Consider the following 17171-nt stretch of genomic DNA (forward strand, 5'->3'; position numbering starts at 1 on the left):
GAGGAATATTAATGAATAACAATAAGGAAAGAATTGATAAATTTTTAGAACTTCAAAGCAAAGGAATTAAATTTGCAGAGATAGCTCAAAATTTAAAGATTAGTCAAAGTACTTTAAGAACTTTTTTAAATAAAAAAGGGTATAAGTCAGAAAAAGGTAAATACATATTAAAAGACGAATTAAATTATAATGAAAACTTAGATAATAGAAATTTGGAAGAAGAAAAAGCTAGAGAATATGAAAAAAGTAAAAAGAATAATACAAGTAATATAAGAAAAGTAAGCACCAAGAAAAAGGCTTCTAATGAAAAGATTTTAAGTAAAAATGTCGAACAAATTGAGTTTAATGACACAGATTTAAAAAACACAAAAACCAAAAAAAATGTTAAGCCTAAAAAAGATAGAAAAATAAATATAACTCAAGAAGATTTAGACAAGCTTTGTGAAGTGTATGATTGGTATTTAGAGGTAAAAGACCACAATATAAAACCAAAAAAAGTATCTAATAAAAAAGATGTACATATAGATAATGAACCCTTAAATGAATTAAAAACAACTAGAATACGTATAGATAAAGAAATATGGAATGACTTTGAAAGGTTATGTAGCAATTCTAGTTTTGAAAAACATCAAATACTTACACAAGCATTGAAAGAATTTATGAAAAAATATAAAAATCTACTATAAAATACTACTATATGAGGTGCTTAATATGAATAAAATAGTAAAAAAAACAATTTTTCTAATGATTATATTAACAATATTTATTTTTACGTTGTCAGCATGTGAAAAAGAAGAACAACCTGATTCAGTTTATATTCAAGCAGAAGATAAAAATGAGGTAAAAATAGATGAGGGAAATGCAAAAGTGTTGAATATAGGAAAATCAGAAATTATAAATATAGATGAAGGTGATAAAGTAGACACATCCACAAAAATAGAAAATAATTCAACATTTAATATATCGAATGTTGAATTAATATATAATGAATATGATGAGAATAAAAAAATTATATCTTCAGATAGTAAGGCTTTGTTGGATATGACTCTAATGCCTGGGAAAGTTGCTTATATAGAGTGTGGGCATAAAACTTTTGTAAAGAGTGTAGAAGTTTATGCATATGAATATGAGGCAGAGGGTAAGATAGTGTATGTTAATTTAAAAGAAAATACTATTAATATAAGAAATAATAATATTAAGCTAGAAAATAGTAGTCAATATGAGGTACTATCTACATCAGAACTTAAAAAAGTAAATGAATCAAACGAGGGAATTACATATCAAGTAAAAGTAAAAAATTCATCATCAAAAGATTTAGGAAATATTATCCTTAAGACAGCAGAAGTTAATGAAAATGGAGAATATTTAATTGTAAATCGTGTGCCATCATATAAGATTTTAAAGGCTTCAGAAGAAATCGATATAGATATATTGTGTTCAACAAAAGCAAAAAGTGCTGAAATAGTGGGATATACATATGATGATATAAAAGAAAAAGCCAATGTAGATATTGATTTAAAATCTCATAAAGTTAAGATAGACAAATAAAGGTAGGGGATACTTATGAAGGTTTTGATAGTTGAAGATAATAAGATACTTTTAGAAAGTGTAGTAGAAGAACTTAGCAAACATTTTGAAACTGAAAAGTGTGAGGATGGAGAAGAAGCCTTATATTTAGTGAATCAAAATATATACGATTTAGTTATTTTAGACTTAATGCTTCCTAATATAAATGGAATTGATGTTCTAAAGAAGATGCGAGTTAATAATATAGATACACCTGTACTTATATTGACAGCTAAAGAGGCATTAGATGACAAAGTAGAAGCATTTACTATAGGAGCTAATGATTATTTGACAAAACCTTTTTATATGGAAGAATTAGTAGCAAGAGTGTATGCTATACTAAGAACTAATGGGAAGATAAAAGAAAGAAACGGATTAGAATTTAAATCTTTATATTTAGATACATTAGAAAAAAGAGTGTATGTTGAAAAAGAAGAAATAAAACTTCAAAATAAACAGTTTAACTTGCTTGAGTATTTTGTATTAAATAAGGGTTCAATTTTATTAAAAGAACAGATTTATGATAGAATATGGGGAATTGATTCAGATGCAACCATTGAAATAGTGGAGGTATATGTAAGTAATCTAAGAAAAAAGCTCAGTAAATATGGATATGATAAATACATTAAAACTAAACGTAAGGTAGGATATATATTCGATGATAAATAAGAATGTATTTACTAGTACCAAAAATCATCTAATAAAAATGTATATTGTTGTAGTAGGTAGCTTTTTAATAATCTTTTCTATATTTATATATTCATATTTTAGAGGGCTTACATATAGTGGAATTGATAGTGAGATAAATGATGAGCTTGAATATATAGTTTCTCAATTTAAAAGAACTTCGTTTTTGGACCCAATAAGACTCAAAGACCCTAAAGATATGGTATATGTATACGAGGATGGTAGGATAAGTTACTATACTCAAAATGAATACTTTGATGAGTTGCTTCCAGATAGAAGACTAGATAAAAACAATTCGTTTTTTAAATACACAGAAAACGGATATACTTTTAGAGAATTAAATGTGGATGTAGGTAGATACCAAATACAGATAATTAGAAATATAGATTCTGAGATGAATTCTTTAAAACAGCTTACATCTGTTCTTATGATTGGAATCTTAATTTCTGTAATAATCACTTACTTTGTTGCTGTATATCTTACTAGAAAGGCTTTAATTCCAATAGAAACAGCATGGAAAAATCAAGCTAAATTTATACAGGATGCTTCTCATGAATTAAGAACACCAATAACAATAGTTTCATCAAAATTAGAAAGTATGTTGAAATCTCCAGAAAGTACAGTAAATGATGAAGTTGAAACAATAGCCACTGCAATGAAAGAGACTAGAAGACTTAAAAAAATGATAACTGATTTATTGTCTCTTACTAAAGAAGACTCCATTGTCAAAATCAATTTAGAAGAAGTAGACTTAGAAAAATTACTGGAAGAAATATCAGAAGATTATATTGATATAGCTGAATTTCAGGAAAAAAGGTTTGTATTTAATTCTGAACTGAAGAATAAAATTATAATAACAGATAAAAATAAACTAAGACAGCTTATATTGATTTTTATCGATAATGCTTTTAAATATACAAAATTGGGTGATGAGATAGTATTAGAATTAAAAGAAGATATAGAAGATGAGGTAACTTTACTTATAAGTGATACTGGTATAGGAATAAAAAAAGAAGAGATATCTCTTATATTTGATAGATTTTTTAGAAGTGAAAATGTAAGAAATAAAGATTTAGAGGGTTCTGGGATAGGTCTTTCCATAGCACGCATGATTAGCTTAAATTTGTCTATTGAAATAAATGTAACCTCTGATATAGGTATTGGAACTACCTTTGAATTATCAATACCAAAAAAGTTAAAATAATAAAAAAATAAAAATCTGTTTTTACAAATAAAGAATGGGTATACTAATTAGTATAAAATAAAATATAAAAACACCTTATAAAAGTAAAATTATATTTACAAATATCATAGTATAATTATATAGGGATAATAAAGTTTAATAGGAGGATTTAAAAAATGGCAAAAGTTATAAATACATCTGAATTTAGAAATATTGTTGAAGGTAGTAAAGGGGTAGTTGTAGTGGACTTCTTTGCAACTTGGTGTGGACCTTGTAATATGTTAGGTCCTGTATTTGCAGAATTGGGTGAAGAAATGAAAGATGAAGCTAGATTTGTAAAAGTTGATATAGATGAGAGTTTAGAAATAGCTCAACAGTTTAGTGTGTCTACAGTACCAACTATGATTATATTTAAAGATGGAAAACCAGTAGAAACTTTAATTGGATTCATGCCAAAGAACAAAATTGAAATGAAAGTAAAATCATATTTATAAAAAATGGGTGAGTATTATGAGATATGATATAGCTATAATAGGTAGTGGTCCAGCTGGATTATCTGCTGCTATAAATGCAAAAATAAGGAATAAAACAATTATCATGTTTGGTAATGATAATTTAAGTAATAAGCTTGTTAAAGCTCCTTCAATAGACAATTATTTAGGTTTCTATGATATAAGTGGTGATGAATTAAAAGACAAGTTTAAATCACATATAGATAGTATGGATATTTCAATTGAAAATAAAAGAATAAATAATATTTATGCTATGGGAGAATACTTTGCAATAATGTCTGGAAATGATATGTATGAAGCTACTACTGTAATCCTTGCAACTGGGGTAGAGTATACTAGACCAATCAAGGGTGAAGAAGAATTTCTAGGAAGAGGTGTAGGTTATTGTGCTACGTGTGATGCACCACTTTATAGAAATAAAAAGGTAGCAGTTATAGGATATAACGAAGAATCTAAAGAAGAAGCAAATTTTTTAAGTGAACTCACTTCAAAGACTTATTTTATACCTATGTACAAAAAAGACAATCTTATGAGAAGTTCGGATAACCTAGATGACTCTATTGAAGTTATACATGACAGACCAGTACAAATAGATGGAGATAAACTTGTGAACAAAGTATCTTTTAAAGAAAACCACATTGAAGTTGATGGAGTATTCGTTATAAAAGATAGTACAGCTCCAAGTGCATTGGTTCCTGGAATAGAAATTGATGGTATTCATATTAAAGTTGACAATAATATGAAGACTAGTATAGATGGATGCTTTGCTGCTGGAGATTGTGTTGGAAAACCATATTCTTATATAAAAGCAGCTGGGCAAGGTCAAATAGCAGCATTAAATGCTGTTTACTATTTAGATAAATTAAAGAGGGCTTAATATTTATATTCATTAACTTTTTAAAAATATTTATAAAAAACTGTCTTGAAATAATTTGATTATTTTAAGACAGTTTTTTATTTATAAATTATTATTATTAAAAGTATTTTGAAATGTATATTTAATTACTTTTATTCAAAAAAATCCAACATTATATTGTGAAACATTAGAATTATTCATAATATATTCCAAAATTTATAAATAATGGTTGAAAAATATAATTAAGAGTACTATAATTTAATTAAGTAATTACTTAATCAAAAAGAGGTATTTATGGAAAACTTGGTCAAAATATTTAAAGCATTGAGTGATGAAACTAGACTTAACATACTCATATTAGTATCCAAGAGAAATATATGTCAAAAGGGGATTTCTAAATATCTAGGGATTTCAGATTCTGCTGTTTCACAACATATAAAAATATTAAAAGATGTTGGTATAATAACAGGATATAAAGAAGGATACTATGTTTTATATCATATTAATAAAGAATCATTTAATATATGCGTAGATTTTATAAACTCTATGTTAAGTAATTCTAGTGAAAGCTTTATAGATGTATTTGATATAAATACAATACATCTAGGATGCAGTAAAGAATGTAAATCTATAAAAAAATGTTGTAAGAGAAGGGAGAAATAATAATGAAAGTATGTATACCAGTAGAAGAGAATAAAGGATTGGACAGCAAACCATATGGACATTTTGGTTCTGCTCCAATTTTTGTTGTGTGTGATTTAGAAAGTGGAGAAGTTAAATCTTTAGATAATGGAGATTTAAATCATGAACATGGAAAATGTCAACCATTAAAAGCATTGTCAGGTACAACTGTAGATGCAGTAGTAGTTGGAGGAATAGGACAAGGAGCTATAGTTAAGTTAAATGGCATGGGAATAAAAGTTTACAGAGCAGAAGCTGATACTATAAGTGCTAATTTAGACCTACTTAAAAATGGAAAATTAGTAGAGTTTCCATCAAACCATACTTGTTCACATGATGGATGTGGACATCATTAAAAACAAAATAGCTGATGAAATGTGTATTTCATCAGCTATTTTATTCTTTTAATAATATTATTTTGAAACTTATAATTTAGGTTTTTGTGATTTTTTGGTAACGCCTTTGGTAAGGTCTAAAGTTTATAAGTTTACTACAATTTAGATTTTTTTTGTATGTTTTTCTATATAGTTAATATCATTTAATATGTCGTTAAGTTCATTATTGAGTGTTTTTAAATCATCACTATCTACATTGTAGTTTAAAAATAGTTCTTCTACATTATCAATGATAGCGTTGACTTTTCTGGTAACTTCAACAAATGTTTTAAAGTTACTACTATTTTTAGCATTTAGAAATTTGTTTAAATCCTTTGATATAAATGATACTATTTCATATTCATCATTAAATAGACCTCTACCAATAGGATATGGTTCAATTCTTTGTAAAAAGTATTGATCTTTAGCATTAATATTATAAGTATAAGATATTTCCCAACCGTCTCCTAAATCAAACTTGATAAAATATAAGGTACTACTTACTTTTGATATTTTTGTCGCTCCAAGTTGCCTTAAAAGAACTTCAATTGAATCACCTTGAACAGTATTAATATTCATATACACATCCCCTTTAGTATTATTATACTATATTTTTTAAAATTTTATAATCAAATAAACAGTGGATATAATAATAGATATAATCATAAGTGGAAAACCTATTTTGAAATACTCTTTGAAAGATATAGGATGACCATTTTTATTACCTATACCTGCTAGTACAACATTGGCAGATGCTCCTATTAGTGTTCCGTTTCCTCCAAGACAAGCTCCAAGAGATGTTGCCCACCATAATGGCATCACATTAATTCCTTTAGCTTGCATAGTCAAAATAAGAGGAATTAGTGTTGCAACAAATGGAATATTATCTAAGAAAGAAGAAACTATTGCTGATAACCATAATATTAATAACATTGTAAATATAAGATGTCCTTCTGTAAGCCCAATCAATGCCTGAGCTAATTTGTTTATTATGCCAACTTCTACTAATCCACCTACTACTACAAACAATCCCATAAAGAATAAAATTGTAGACCATTCAATACCTGCCATAATTTCATCTACATCTTGTTTTCCTATCAGAAGCATTATAGATGCTCCTGTTAGTGCTATAACAGAAGAGTCTATATGGATTGTACTGTGAAACATAAAACCAAAAAGTATGAATGCTATTAAGATAAGACTTTTTATAAGTAGAGGCTTATCTTTAACAGATTTTTTTTCATCGAGTTTTAATATTGCGTTTTTAGCTTTTTCATTTACAGTAAGTTCTTTTCCATAAATAAATCTAAAGCATATTATAGTTATAGCAAGTATTACTATAACAACAGGACCTAAATTTATTACAAAGTCCATAAAACTAAGATTGGCAGCACTACCAATCATAATATTTGGAGGGTCTCCTATAAGAGTTGATGTTCCTCCTATATTTGAAGCTAAAATCTGTGTTATTAAAAATGGAACTGGATTAAGTCCCAATATTTGTGTAATGACTATAGTCATTGGACCAATAAGTAAAACAGTTGTAACATTATCTAATACAGCTGATAAAATAGCTGTTATAATAGCAAAGCAAATCATTATCTTCCATGGGTCACCTTTAGCTTTCTTTGCAGTCCAAATAGCTATGTATTCAAATAGTCCTGAGTTTTTAACAACAGCTACAAATAGCATCATACCAACTAATACACCAATAGTATTGAAATCTATATGGCTTAATCCTTCATCAAGTGTAAGTATATTGAATATTATCATTAATAGTGCACCGCCAACAGCTGCTACGGATCTGTTTACCTTTTCTGTAATAATAGCTGCCATAACTATTAAAAATATACATATAGCTATTATTTGTTGAAATTCCATAATATAAGTACCTCCATTTGTATTATTTTGTGTCTAATGCTAGTACTATATATAGTATTACTTTTTTATTGTTTTTTCAATGGATGTATAAAAGTATATTATTTAACAAAGTTTTTATAAAACTTAACAGAATTTAAAGAAAATTTTTATTGTTTAAATAAATTTTTAAATTATTCCACTGTTAATAATATTAAACGACAAACGAAAAAATATACTCTTTAAAGTAGAATTTATTGTACCTAATAATAATTATAAAATATTAAATATATCTATATTATAAAAGTAATAAAAAAATTGAATTCGAATATAAAACTGCAATATATAAAAAAGATTATTCATTTCAAGCCTTGTAATTTGATTTTATAAATATTATAATTAAATTAATGAATTTTTAATAAGGAATTATTCATTTTTTTGATTTTAAGATTTATTGAGAAAACAAGATTAAATAGGGGAGGGGAATTAATATAATGGATTTTTTCAATGGTATTTTAACTAGCATTAATAATGCAGTAGTATTTGTAAACAATTACTTATGGTCCTATATCTTAATTATAATGTTAGTTGTAATTGGTATTTACTTTACTATTAAAACAAATTTTGTACAATTCAGATATTTTATAGAAATGTTTAGACTTCTGGGTGATGGTACAGCAAATAAAAATGCAAAAAAGGAAGGAAAAATATCTTCATTTCAAGCATTTTGCATAAGTACTTCTTCAAGGGTTGGAACTGGAAATATAGCTGGAATAGCAATTGCAGTAGTAGCGGGAGGTCCTGGTGCTGTATTTTGGATGTGGCTTATAGCATTGATTGGTTCAGCTTCAAGTTTTGTTGAGAGTACATTAGCTCAGATTTATAAAGTTAAAAATGGTCAAGCTTTTAGAGGTGGACCAGCATATTATATGGAGCAAGGTCTAAATAAAAAATGGATGGGTGTTTTATTCTCAATACTTATAACTATATGTTATGGTTTTGTATTTAATGCAGTTCAAGCAAATACTGTTTCACTTGCATTTAATAATGCATTTGGAATAAGTAAAATCGCTATGGGAATAGGTCTTGGAATCTTAACTGCAATAGTTATTTTTGGTGGAGTGCATAGGGTTGCAAAAGTTTCTGAAATAATAGTTCCTATATTTGCAGGATTATATATATTAGTTGCTTTAGCTGTAGTTGTAATGAATATAACAGAGATACCAAGTGTTATAGCATTGATAGTAGAAAGTGCATTTGACTTTAAAGGAATGGCAATTGGTACATTTATGGGAGTTGTAATGACTGGAGTTAAGAGAGGTCTATTTTCTAATGAAGCAGGTATGGGTAGTGCTCCTAATGCTGCTGCAACAGCACATGTAACTCATCCTGTAAAGCAAGGTCTAATTCAATCTTTAGGTGTTTTTACAGATACTATAATAATATGTAGTTGTACAGCATTCATGGTATTATTATATTCAGGTTATAGTAGTAGTGGAGCAACTGGAATTGAATTAGCTCAAGAAGCTTTAGCTCATCATATAGGACCAATTGGAAATGTATTTATAGCAGTTTGTATATTCTTATTTGCATTTAGTTCTATAGTTGGTAATTACTATTATGGTGAATCAAATATGGAGTTTATGAGTGAAAGTAAGACTAAACTTAATATATTTAGAGCTTTTGTTGTAGGTATGGTTTTATTTGGTTCACTTACTCAAGTAGATGTAGTTTGGAATCTAGCAGACTTATTTATGGCATTGATGGCGATAATAAACTTAATAGCAATAGCACTTTTAGGAAAATATGCATTCATTGCTTTAAAAGATTATACAAGTCAAAAAAAATCAGGAATAAAAGACCCTGTATTTATTGCAGATGAAATAGAAGGTCTAGAAAATGTATCAGAGTGGCATAGTGAATTACCTGAGGAACATTTAGGATAAAAAATAGTATAAAATTATGAAATTATTTTGAAAGACTAGAGTATGTATATACTTTATATAAATATAATATTGAATTAATTTATATTACTGGAATTTTTAATTCCAGTAATATTTTTTTAATTACAAGAATATTATGATGACTTAAAGACTGTGGAATCCACATATACACATTTTATTTTACAGACCCAACGAACCTATTTGGAACATAATCAAAACTCTTTTTTAGTTTTCATTATTAATATTAACTGACAAATTTAGTTTTTATTTAAATTTCTTAAGTGCATATAAATCGTATTCTTTGATAATCCCATTAAATCTGCAACTTTAACAACAGAATCCTTAATTTTAAAAATACCACTTTCATTTAAAATAGAAACAATAGATTTATTTTTATCACTGCTAGATATATTAGAATCATTTTCAACAATTACTTTTGCATCTTGGTATGATTTTAAAATTACTTCATCAGTATTTTCTACGATATTTTCTAAAACAGGAGCACTTTGCATAGCATTATGTTCCGGAATATATGAACCAATTATTCTTGTTAGTGGTGTATTAAGATAAAAATGTATGCAGAGTAGACCGATTATTTTATTATCAACTCCCCTTATCACTATATCTGTTGATTTTAAAGGTTCACCTAGTTTGTTTCTATTAAAATAACTGATAAAATCTCTATCAGCATCATTTTCGAGTTTATTAATGAGTGCCAAATCAAAATCAGTTATAATATCTCCTTCTTTTACAGTATTATATTTACCATTAGCTATTTTATTTATTGAATAGTGTACTCCATCAAATTTATATAAAATAAATTCATATCCTTCTCCCAAATACGCAGATAATCCATCCACTAGATTGTTATAAGAATCGAAAATATAGTTATCAGTCATATGTTACCTCCTAAGAAATATCTTAATATCATATTAACATATAAAATGAATTTAATGAAATATATTTCAGTTAAATAATAAATTGAATGAAAAAAAAACTATTGAATGAAATATATTTTAGTGATATTATTAAAATACAGTAAGGCAAACGTATTACTGATAGAATATATAAAAGATTAAAAATAGTATCTAGGAATTAAACAAATTAAAGGACTAGTGATTTGAATTTCTTTAGTATAATATGTGACTTCCAATTAATATTTATTAAACACCAATAAAATTGTAAATATGCTTAATAATATACTTTAGCGATGAAGTGAAAATATTTTATTTTTATGATTAACCTATAGGAATTAATTTAGCATACTGTTTAGCTAGTAAATCTAAATAAATTTTAGCTTTAGCTGATATCATGTTGAATAAAGTTTCTATTGGATTTTGTATAACAAAGGAGTGGGGAGATGGCACAAGATAAAATTGTGGTTGAAATTTTAGAAAGTATTGGTGGTAAGGAAAATATTAAGGAAGCAGCACATTGTATGACTAGACTGAGAATAAAGGTATATGATAGTTCTCAGGTAAATCAGGAAAAACTAAAGAAAATAAAAGGTGTACTAGGTCTTGTATTAAAAGGTGAGCAATATCAAATTGTTATAGGTCCTAATGTATCACAAGTGTATAATACTCTTAATGAAATTATAGGAATTATACCTGAGAAGGATAGTAAAAAAACAATATCTGAAGGTAAGCAAAATAGTATTGCAAAAATATTAGATACTATTGCAGGTATTTTTAATCCTATAGTTCCGGCACTAGCGGGTGCAGGTCTAATAAAAGCGATATTAGCACTACTAGTAGCATCAAAGTTTTTATCTGCAGATAGTGAAACCTATATGATATTAAATACAATATCTGATGGTGTATTTTCATTTTTACCATTTATGTTAGCTTACTCAGCAGCTAAAATATTTAAAATGAACACTTATGTTGCTGTAGCAATAGCAGGAGCAATGCTACATCCTAACTTCACTAATTTAATTCAACAAGGCTTAACTAAAATATCTTTTATCGGTATTCCGATGTCACTAATCCAGTATAACGGAAGTGTATTTCCGATAGTACTAACTATTTGGTTTGCATCGTATATAGAAAAAGGAGTAGATAAAATAACACCAAAGGCACTTAAGATAATATTAGTACCTGCATTAACTATTTTATTTGCAGCTCCTATAGCATTAATTGTTATTGGACCGATAGCTCAAATACTAGGAAACTATATAGCCGATGGAGCAAGTATCCTATTTGAAAGAGGAGGAATATTTGCAGGGTTAATTTACGGAGGAATTTATTCATTCATGGTAGTAACAGGATTACATCATGGTATGGTTCCTGTATTAGTAGATGGAATAACAAGATATGGATTTAACTATATAAGTCCTGTGTCAGGTAGTTCAAATATGGCTCAAGCAGGAGCTGCATTTGGAGTATGGTTAAAAGCAAAAGATAAAGATTTGAAGGCTGTAGCAGCTACAGCTACCATATCAGCATTAACTGGAGTTACCGAACCTGCAATATATGGAGTTAATTTAAGATTAAAGAAACCGTTTTTATGCGCTGCTATAGGTGGTGCAGCAGGAGGTGGATTTGCTGCATATTTCCAATGTAAAGCATTTGCTATGGGAGGTCCATCGTTTTTAACTCTTCCTATGTTTATAGGAGAAGGTGGACATGTAGGATTGGTAGCAATAGCATTTATAATAGCATTTATAGTATCTGCAATAGCTACCTATATAGTAGGATTTAAAGAAGATGTAACAGCAGATTCACACGCTAACTTATAATAAAGAGAAATTATTTAACATATCAAAAAGGAGATTGATTACTATGAAAATTTATTTAACTAAAGATTATGAAGAAATGAGCCAAGTGGCAGCACAAATGGTGTTAAAGTATATGTACCGCAATGATGATAAAAGAATAAACCTTTCTATAACAGCAGGTCAAACACCAAAAAGAACATACGAAATATTAACTGAATTTGTTAAGAATAAACCTTATTTTGAAAATGTACATTATTATAACTTCGATGAAATACCAATAAAAGGCGAAAAGGTTGGAGTTACTATAAGAAATTTAACTAATATGTACTTTAGAGAAGCTCAAATACCAGAAGAAAGAATACATGTGTTAGATGAAAATAATTATCAAGGCTTTGATAGAAAGATAGAAGCTGATGGTGGAATAGACATGGTATTAATGGGATTAGGTTGGGATGGACACTTCTGTGGAAATCTTAGTGGTACAGTTAACTCTTTTGATGAAGAGACAAGAGCTGTTTCAACTTATATAACAGATGATATGGCTAAACTATTAACAAAATCTGTAGGTGGAGATCCAGAAAAATTATTTGATTACTATGTAACATATGGACCTAAAACAATAATGCATTGTAAAAATATAATAATGATAGTAAACGGAAAACACAAAGCTCAAATATTAAAGCAAACACTATTTGGACCATTAGATTTATTATGTCCATCATCTTTATTGAGATTACATCCTAACTTCACATTAATAGTAGATGAAGAAGCAGCATCTGAAATAAAAGATTTAATATAAATAAGTGAGGAATTAAAAATTAAAAATGAATTTAGGTGCAAAGTAATATTTTATTTTGCACCTTTGTTTTAATAAAAAGGAGAATAAAAATGTATAATCATATGAAAAAAGTATTCCAAGGATTAGAGGGTGGGTTATTTTCAAGTGTAGAGAAAGCTGATGTAGGCGATTCTTATCAAAAATTAGGTGAGCAGGGTGTAAGTTTAATGGGATGGGCAGATCCATTTTTCCCAGATTACTGTATACCTAAACATATATTAGATGCAGCTACATTAGCGATATCAAGTAATATGTCAACTCATTATACAGCACCTATAGGTAATGATTTATTAAAAATTGAGATAGCAAAAAAATTAAAAGAAGTAAATAATTTAGATGTTGATTTTAAAAGAAATATATTAATAACTCCTGGGTCAGACTCAGGGCTTTATTACTCAATGTTACCGTTTATAAATGAAGGGGATGAGGTTCTTATACCAACACCATGCTATCCAAATAATATACAAAATACTAAATTAATGGGAGGAGTTCCTATATTTATAGAGTTAAAGAAATCAGATGGATATCAAATAGATATAACAGAATTTGAGAAGAGATTAACTAATAAGACGAAGTTAGTAGTTCTTACTCATCCTAATAATCCAACAACTACAGTATTTAATAAAGAATCTTTAGAAAAATTAGCTAAATTTATTATAGACAATGACTTAATATTAATATGTGACCAAGCATTTGAAGATTTTACTTTTGAAAATGAATTAATAACACCAGCTTCATTAGAAGGTATGTTTGAAAGAACAGTAACAATATTTTCAACATCAAAAGGTATGGGATTAAGTGGATTTAGAGTTGCATATATGGTATGTAGCGATAAATTAATGGACAAATACTATGGAGCAGCAGTAACAGTATTAGGTGCTACTAATACAGTGGCTCAAATGGCAACGATTGAAGCATTTAAAGATAGAAGCTTTATGAGGGATTTTGAAAGAGTTTTTGATAAAAGAAGACAAGAAGCATATAAGATAATCAATGAAATACCTAATGTATCTATGCAGATGCCGGAGTCAGGATTTTTAGGTTGGATAAATGTATCAAAACTTGGAACATCATCAGAAATACAAAAGTATTTAGTTGACGAGGCTAAAGTTTGTATTAACGATGGAATTAATTATGGTCCAGGTGGAGAAGGGCATTTGAGAATAATTTTAGGAAGCTATAAAGACGATAGTAAGGTAATTGGTGCATTAAATAGAATAAAAGATGCTTTAATTAAAAAGCAGCAATAAATAAAAAATAATTGGAGTTGAGTATGTTATCAATTTTTTTGTTTAGGGTTATATTTGTAATTATTTTAAGCTTTTAAAAGTAGATTTGATGGATAATGTATGATTTTAGAAGGACATGCAATTTGTTTGATAAGAATGTATATATGATTAAATTAAAAATACTAAGTACCAAAAAGAAGAAAGATAGTTTCTCCCTTTGGTACTTAGTATTTTGTATCCTTTACACTAATTTTTAATATTTATTAATGATATTATTTAATCTAGAGACTTAAATAGGTTTGCCATTTCTAATGCATTCATAGCACAATCATAACCTTTATTTCCAGCTTTTGTACCTGCTCTTTCAATAGCTTGTTCAATATTTTCTGTAGTTACAATTCCAAATATAACAGGTAATTCATTGTCTAAAGAGACCTTTGCTATTCCCTTAGAGACTTCACTACATACATAATCGTAATGAGAAGTAGCTCCTCTTATAACACATCCTAAGCATATTATAGCATCATACTTACCACTCTTAGCCATTTTTTGAGCAATAAGAGGAATTTCAAAAGCTCCAGGAACCCAAACTACTTCTATATTTTCTGGAGAAACATCATGTCTTAAAAGGCAGTCTTCAGCTCCTGATAAAAGTTTTGATGTTATAAATTCATTAAAACGAGAGTTTATTATACCTATTTTTAAATCTTTTCCAATAAGTTTTCCTTCATATATCATTTTTTATTTCCTCCAATTTTCTTTATGTTATAGATTTATATTTATAATATTATTTAATAGTAATTGTAAAAATTATTCAGTAGAAAAATATCTTCATAAACTTATTTATATAATATCTAATAGATGTCCCATTTTATCTTTCTTAGTTTTTAGGTATAGCTTATTGAAGTCATTAATTTCTTCATTAATAGGGACTCTATTTTCAATCTTTATTCCGTATTTTTCCAGCTGATTTATCTTATCAGGGTTATTACTTAAAAGGTTTATACTTTTTATGTTTAAATCTTTTAGTATTTGAGCAGCCATATAGAAATCTCTCATATCCTCTTCAAAACCAAGCATTAAATTTGCTTCAACAGTATCATAACCTTCTTCTTGAAGTTTATAGGCTTTAATTTTATTTAAAAGACCAATACCTCTACCTTCTTGTTTCATATAAATTAAAACTCCATTTCCATTTTCTACAATTTTCTTCATAGAAGATTCTAATTGCAATCCACAATCACATTTTAAAGAGTGGAACACATCACCTGTTAAACATTCAGAATGAAGTCTAACTAAAGTATTTTCTTCATTTATATTTCCATAAGTAAGGGCAATATGTTCTTCATTTGAATAAATATCTCTATATCCTATGATTTCAAAATTTCCATATTTTGTTGGAAGAAAAGCACTAGATACTTTTTCTATAGTAGTTTCATTTATTTTACGATACTCTATAAGGTCTTTTATAGTAATGATTTTTAAATTATGCTTTTCTTTGAAAATCATTAAATCATCAACTCTTGCCATAGTACCATCATCTTTCATTATTTCACAGATAAGACCGACCTCTTTAAAACCTGCAAGTCTAGCTAGGTCTACTGAAGCTTCTGTATGTCCATCTCTAACAAGAACTCCACCAGTTTTTGCAATTAAAGGAAAAATGTGACCAGGAGTTTTGAAATCTTTACTTGTAGCATTATCATCACAGAATAATTTTACAGTTTCAGCTCTTTCATATGCAGATATACCAGTTAGAGTATCTGCACCATCTATAGTAACAGTGAATGCTGTTTGAAATGTATCTGTATTTTCTCTAACCATAAGAGGTATATTCAAACTTTTAAATTTCTTTTCAGTAGCAGGTAGACAAATTAGACCTCTACCATATGTAGCCATAAAATTTATTGATTCAGGAGTAGCCATTTCAGCTGCCATCAATAAATCTCCTTCATTCTCTCTGCTTTCATCATCAACCACGATTACCATTTTCCCTTTTTTTATATCCTCGATAGCTTCTTCAATAGTATTAAACATGTAATTCACTCCTTTATTATTTTTAAAAACCATTTTTAAATAAAAAATCTTTATCTATATTTGATTTATAGTTATTAGTATTAGAATTTAATTCTTTACAGCTGTTGACCATAAAATTATTAACATACTTTCCAATTACATCACTTTCTAAATTAACAAAGTCCCCAACATTCTTTGTCAAGAGAGTAGTGTTAAATTTAGTGTGAGGTATAATAGAAACCTTAAATATTTCATCATCTAAATATGATACGGTTAAACTTACACCATCAATAGCAACAGAACCTTTAAGTATCATTGATGATAAAAGTTTTTTATCAGGTCGTATACTTACTAAAACTGCATTTTCGTCTTTTTCAAACTTGCAAATAGTTCCTCTACAATCAACATGACCTGTTACTATGTGACCACCAAATCTTGAAGAAAGACTCATAGCTCTTTCGAGATTTACCTTGTCATTTGCATTTAATGAACCTAAATTTGTGGAACGAATTGTCTCCATCATAACATCAGCTGTAAATTCATTTTTTCCAAGATTTGAAACAGTTAGACAAACTCCATTTACAGCTATACTATCTCCAAGATTTGTGCCATCTAATATTTTGTTTGATAGTATGGTTACTTTTCCACTCTTACCATTAGCAGTAATTTTTCTAAGTATCCCAACTTCTTCTACTATGCCAGTAAACATT

General features: G+C 27.8%; 18 protein-coding genes. 12 read left to right on the forward strand and 6 right to left on the reverse strand.

The annotated features are described in order from the left end of the window. Nucleotides 1-11 precede the first annotated feature (11 nt). The 8 genes from JJC02_08245 (at nucleotide 12) to JJC02_08280 (ending at nucleotide 5841) form a co-directional block, all read left to right on the forward strand. A complete protein-coding gene (locus JJC02_08245) occupies nucleotides 12-686 on the forward strand; it encodes a DNA-binding protein (protein UDN56129.1) in 675 nt (224 codons plus the stop codon). Nucleotides 687-711: 25 nt separating this feature from the next. Then, nucleotides 712-1548 (forward strand): hypothetical protein, encoded by an 837-nt coding sequence (locus JJC02_08250; protein ID UDN56130.1) that lies wholly within the window; start codon nucleotides 712-714, stop codon nucleotides 1546-1548. A 15-nt stretch (nucleotides 1549-1563) separates the two neighbouring features. Continuing rightward, a complete protein-coding gene (locus tag JJC02_08255; GenBank protein UDN56131.1) occupies nucleotides 1564-2235 on the forward strand; it encodes a response regulator transcription factor in 672 nt (223 codons plus the stop codon). Continuing rightward, nucleotides 2225-3457: a HAMP domain-containing histidine kinase gene (locus tag JJC02_08260; GenBank protein UDN56132.1), complete on the forward strand. Its 1233-nt coding sequence runs from the start codon at nucleotides 2225-2227 to the stop codon at nucleotides 3455-3457. The genes JJC02_08255 and JJC02_08260 overlap by 11 nt, the downstream gene beginning before the upstream one ends. Before the next feature lie 155 nt (nucleotides 3458-3612). Then, on the forward strand, nucleotides 3613-3930 hold the full coding sequence (gene trxA / locus JJC02_08265) for a thioredoxin (protein ID UDN56133.1): 318 nt from the start codon (nucleotides 3613-3615) through the stop codon (nucleotides 3928-3930). A gap of 16 nt (nucleotides 3931-3946) precedes the next feature. Beyond that, complete coding sequence (locus tag JJC02_08270) at nucleotides 3947-4825, forward strand: NAD(P)/FAD-dependent oxidoreductase (protein ID UDN56134.1); 879 nt, start codon at nucleotides 3947-3949, stop codon at nucleotides 4823-4825. Nucleotides 4826-5098: 273 nt separating this feature from the next. Continuing rightward, the gene (locus JJC02_08275; protein ID UDN56135.1) at nucleotides 5099-5467 is read left to right on the forward strand and encodes a winged helix-turn-helix transcriptional regulator; all 369 of its coding nucleotides are present in this window, start codon (nucleotides 5099-5101) and stop codon (nucleotides 5465-5467) included. A 2-nt stretch (nucleotides 5468-5469) separates the two neighbouring features. Continuing rightward, a complete protein-coding gene (locus JJC02_08280) occupies nucleotides 5470-5841 on the forward strand; it encodes a NifB/NifX family molybdenum-iron cluster-binding protein (GenBank protein UDN56136.1) in 372 nt (123 codons plus the stop codon). A gap of 141 nt (nucleotides 5842-5982) precedes the next feature. On the opposite strand, the gene JJC02_08285 is transcribed toward JJC02_08280, so the two are convergent. Continuing rightward, nucleotides 5983-6438, reverse strand: a complete 456-nt coding sequence (locus tag JJC02_08285) for a hypothetical protein (GenBank protein UDN56137.1) — start codon at nucleotides 6436-6438, stop codon at nucleotides 5983-5985. Between the two features lie 36 nt (nucleotides 6439-6474). Next, complete coding sequence (locus JJC02_08290) at nucleotides 6475-7740, reverse strand: ArsB/NhaD family transporter (protein ID UDN56138.1); 1266 nt, start codon at nucleotides 7738-7740, stop codon at nucleotides 6475-6477. Between the two features lie 470 nt (nucleotides 7741-8210). Between JJC02_08290 and JJC02_08295 the strand changes: the two genes are divergently transcribed. Further along, nucleotides 8211-9662 (forward strand): alanine:cation symporter family protein, encoded by a 1452-nt coding sequence (locus JJC02_08295; GenBank protein ID UDN56139.1) that lies wholly within the window; start codon nucleotides 8211-8213, stop codon nucleotides 9660-9662. Between the two features lie 254 nt (nucleotides 9663-9916). Here JJC02_08295 and JJC02_08300 read toward each other — a convergent pair whose 3' ends face one another. Next, nucleotides 9917-10558, reverse strand: a complete 642-nt coding sequence (locus JJC02_08300; protein UDN56140.1) for a PAS domain-containing protein — start codon at nucleotides 10556-10558, stop codon at nucleotides 9917-9919. 461 nt (nucleotides 10559-11019) lie between these two features. Between JJC02_08300 and JJC02_08305 the strand changes: the two genes are divergently transcribed. From JJC02_08305 to JJC02_08315, 3 genes are all read left to right on the forward strand, one after another. Next, a complete protein-coding gene (locus JJC02_08305; protein UDN56141.1) occupies nucleotides 11020-12399 on the forward strand; it encodes a PTS transporter subunit EIIC in 1380 nt (459 codons plus the stop codon). 43 nt (nucleotides 12400-12442) lie between these two features. After that, nucleotides 12443-13177 (forward strand): glucosamine-6-phosphate deaminase, encoded by a 735-nt coding sequence (locus JJC02_08310; protein UDN56142.1) that lies wholly within the window; start codon nucleotides 12443-12445, stop codon nucleotides 13175-13177. Nucleotides 13178-13266: 89 nt separating this feature from the next. Beyond that, a complete protein-coding gene (locus tag JJC02_08315) occupies nucleotides 13267-14466 on the forward strand; it encodes a pyridoxal phosphate-dependent aminotransferase (GenBank protein ID UDN56143.1) in 1200 nt (399 codons plus the stop codon). 255 nt (nucleotides 14467-14721) lie between these two features. Here the strand turns inward: JJC02_08315 and JJC02_08320 are convergent, their stop codons facing one another. From JJC02_08320 to JJC02_08330, 3 genes are all read right to left on the reverse strand, one after another. Next, nucleotides 14722-15183 (reverse strand): 6,7-dimethyl-8-ribityllumazine synthase, encoded by a 462-nt coding sequence (locus JJC02_08320; GenBank protein ID UDN56144.1) that lies wholly within the window; start codon nucleotides 15181-15183, stop codon nucleotides 14722-14724. Between the two features lie 105 nt (nucleotides 15184-15288). Next, complete coding sequence (locus tag JJC02_08325; protein UDN56145.1) at nucleotides 15289-16482, reverse strand: bifunctional 3,4-dihydroxy-2-butanone-4-phosphate synthase/GTP cyclohydrolase II; 1194 nt, start codon at nucleotides 16480-16482, stop codon at nucleotides 15289-15291. A 22-nt stretch (nucleotides 16483-16504) separates the two neighbouring features. Further along, nucleotides 16505-17170, reverse strand: coding sequence for a riboflavin synthase (locus JJC02_08330; protein UDN56146.1), 666 nt, complete (start codon nucleotides 17168-17170; stop codon nucleotides 16505-16507). Between the last annotated feature and the right edge of the window lies 1 nt (nucleotide 17171).

The sequence above is a fragment of the Clostridioides sp. ES-S-0054-01 genome, from assembly GCA_021561035.1.
Lineage (GTDB): Bacteria > Bacillota > Clostridia > Peptostreptococcales > Peptostreptococcaceae > Clostridioides.

Excerpts from the sequence above, each read along its gene's own strand:
- JJC02_08310 (UDN56142.1), top strand. The coding sequence starts at position 12,443 with ATGAAAATTTATTTAACTAAAGATTATGAAGAAATGAGCCAAGTGGCA.
- JJC02_08290 (UDN56138.1), bottom strand. The coding sequence starts at position 7,740 with ATGGAATTTCAACAAATAATAGCTATATGTATATTTTTAATAGTTATG.
- JJC02_08245 (UDN56129.1), top strand. The coding sequence starts at position 12 with ATGAATAACAATAAGGAAAGAATTGATAAATTTTTAGAACTTCAAAGC.
- JJC02_08275 (UDN56135.1), top strand. The coding sequence starts at position 5,099 with ATGGAAAACTTGGTCAAAATATTTAAAGCATTGAGTGATGAAACTAGA.
- JJC02_08255 (UDN56131.1), top strand. The coding sequence starts at position 1,564 with ATGAAGGTTTTGATAGTTGAAGATAATAAGATACTTTTAGAAAGTGTA.
- JJC02_08325 (UDN56145.1), bottom strand. The coding sequence starts at position 16,482 with ATGTTTAATACTATTGAAGAAGCTATCGAGGATATAAAAAAAGGGAAA.
- JJC02_08250 (UDN56130.1), top strand. The coding sequence starts at position 712 with ATGAATAAAATAGTAAAAAAAACAATTTTTCTAATGATTATATTAACA.
- JJC02_08300 (UDN56140.1), bottom strand. The coding sequence starts at position 10,558 with ATGACTGATAACTATATTTTCGATTCTTATAACAATCTAGTGGATGGA.
- JJC02_08320 (UDN56144.1), bottom strand. The coding sequence starts at position 15,183 with ATGATATATGAAGGAAAACTTATTGGAAAAGATTTAAAAATAGGTATA.
- trxA (UDN56133.1), top strand. The coding sequence starts at position 3,613 with ATGGCAAAAGTTATAAATACATCTGAATTTAGAAATATTGTTGAAGGT.
- JJC02_08330 (UDN56146.1), bottom strand. The coding sequence starts at position 17,170 with ATGTTTACTGGCATAGTAGAAGAAGTTGGGATACTTAGAAAAATTACT.
- JJC02_08285 (UDN56137.1), bottom strand. The coding sequence starts at position 6,438 with ATGAATATTAATACTGTTCAAGGTGATTCAATTGAAGTTCTTTTAAGG.
- JJC02_08280 (UDN56136.1), top strand. The coding sequence starts at position 5,470 with ATGAAAGTATGTATACCAGTAGAAGAGAATAAAGGATTGGACAGCAAA.
- JJC02_08315 (UDN56143.1), top strand. The coding sequence starts at position 13,267 with ATGTATAATCATATGAAAAAAGTATTCCAAGGATTAGAGGGTGGGTTA.
- JJC02_08270 (UDN56134.1), top strand. The coding sequence starts at position 3,947 with ATGAGATATGATATAGCTATAATAGGTAGTGGTCCAGCTGGATTATCT.
- JJC02_08260 (UDN56132.1), top strand. The coding sequence starts at position 2,225 with ATGATAAATAAGAATGTATTTACTAGTACCAAAAATCATCTAATAAAA.
- JJC02_08295 (UDN56139.1), top strand. The coding sequence starts at position 8,211 with ATGGATTTTTTCAATGGTATTTTAACTAGCATTAATAATGCAGTAGTA.
- JJC02_08305 (UDN56141.1), top strand. The coding sequence starts at position 11,020 with ATGGCACAAGATAAAATTGTGGTTGAAATTTTAGAAAGTATTGGTGGT.